Origin of the sequence: Paraburkholderia sp. GAS32, assembly GCF_050434225.1 — a bacterium.
GTDB classification, from domain to species: domain Bacteria; phylum Pseudomonadota; class Gammaproteobacteria; order Burkholderiales; family Burkholderiaceae; genus Paraburkholderia; species Paraburkholderia madseniana.
This window is the reverse complement of record NZ_JBNPVS010000128.1, coordinates 1-1429: the sequence shown is the minus strand read 5'-3', so window position 1 is coordinate 1429 and position 1429 is coordinate 1. Positions and strand designations below refer to the sequence as shown.

Genomic DNA, 1429 nt, shown 5'->3' with positions numbered 1-1429 from the left:
GGCACCATGCGGGTCCAGACGAATGCATTCGGTCCGCTTGCCGTCGAACAATCGGTCCGCCTGCCGGACTGGCTGAGCCAGGCGAGCCTCGCCGAGGCGACGAGGCTCGGCGTCGCGCGCGGTGCGATCGGTCGGGTGGTGAAGGTGGCGCTGTGCAAGGCATTTTTCATGTATTGCGCGCAGAACGGGGTCGACTGGATGTTAATTACGGCGCGTTCCCCGCTCGATCGGGAATACGAAGCGATGCTGTTCGGCGATGTATACGGCGAAAACGAATTCCTGCCGATGGCGCACGTTGGCGGGTTGCCGCATCGGGTGATGGCGAAACCAGTTGCTTTAGTCCGTCAGCGCTGGGCGAAGGTCAACCATCCGTTCTTCGGATTCTTTTTTGAGACCGATCACGTCGACATCGACGTCAGTGTTGCATCGAAACAGGGTGAAACCGGCCACGGCACTGAGTGCAGCGGCCCGCCGAGCAGCGCCTCAGGCCCTCTGCGGTCGCTGAGCGGAGCGTAAAGCAAGATGTCCGCCCGATGGCATTCGCGCGGACAACAGGTCGGTGGCGTCAGCGCAGTCGTGCTTTCGCTGCTGACTATCGCAGCATCGCAATGAAATCGAGAATGAAGTCATTGGGGAAGGGCAGCAAATGACAAGCCTTAAGTGGGCGTTTCGGGACCGACTGACCGGCTGGGCTTTCCAGCGGTTCTCAGTATACGTGGCGCCATTTGTGATTGTGCTTGGCAGCGTCGCAGTCATGCTCTGGGCGCCGCGCCAATTCGATACTACGGGAACGGTCCCGCTCAGCTTTCCTGTGATTGCGGATCTGTCGGCGACACTGCCACCCTCGATTGCCATCACGCGCCTACGCGACACCGTGCCCACTGCACGTTTCAGTACCCATCTCGCGGAAACGCCATTCTGGTTCATGCTCACCGTGCCTGCCCTGGCCGGTGAAGGCGCCACATTCATCGACTTGCCGTCGCGGCACGCGCAGACGCTGTCCTGCTGGCGGACGGGCCCAGTCCTTACGCTGCTCGGCGCGAGCGACCGCCACCGCACGAGCGGCGAGATGCGCGTCAACAACGCCGGCTTTGCGCTCAGGCTCGACGACCACGCCCTCCCTGCGCAGATCCTGTGCCGAGGCACGTTCTCCGGACCCGCGTATATCACCGCGTCCGCATCGAGCCGCGACAAGCTCGAAGTATCCGCCCTCGATTTCCAACAGAGCGTTGCGCTGATCACCGGCGGCCTGCTGACGCTCGCGATCTTCGTGTTTGTTACGGCAATCATCAATCGCGAATGGACTTACGTGATTTTCGCCGCCTGGCTTGTCGGCAACCTCCGGTTGAGCGCCAACGCAATGGGCTTCGATACCGAATGGATGGGCTGGGTTATCCCGCCCGATCATATCGCGCTGTTGCGGCAATTC

General features: G+C 61.7%; 2 pseudogenes. Both read left to right on the top strand.

The features are described 5' to 3' along the window. Positions 1-516, top strand: a pseudogene (locus tag P3T25_RS48505) (hypothetical protein); the annotation flags it as partial. A 130-nt stretch (positions 517-646) separates the two neighbouring features. Beyond that, positions 647-1429, top strand: a pseudogene (locus P3T25_RS48500) (putative bifunctional diguanylate cyclase/phosphodiesterase); the annotation flags it as partial.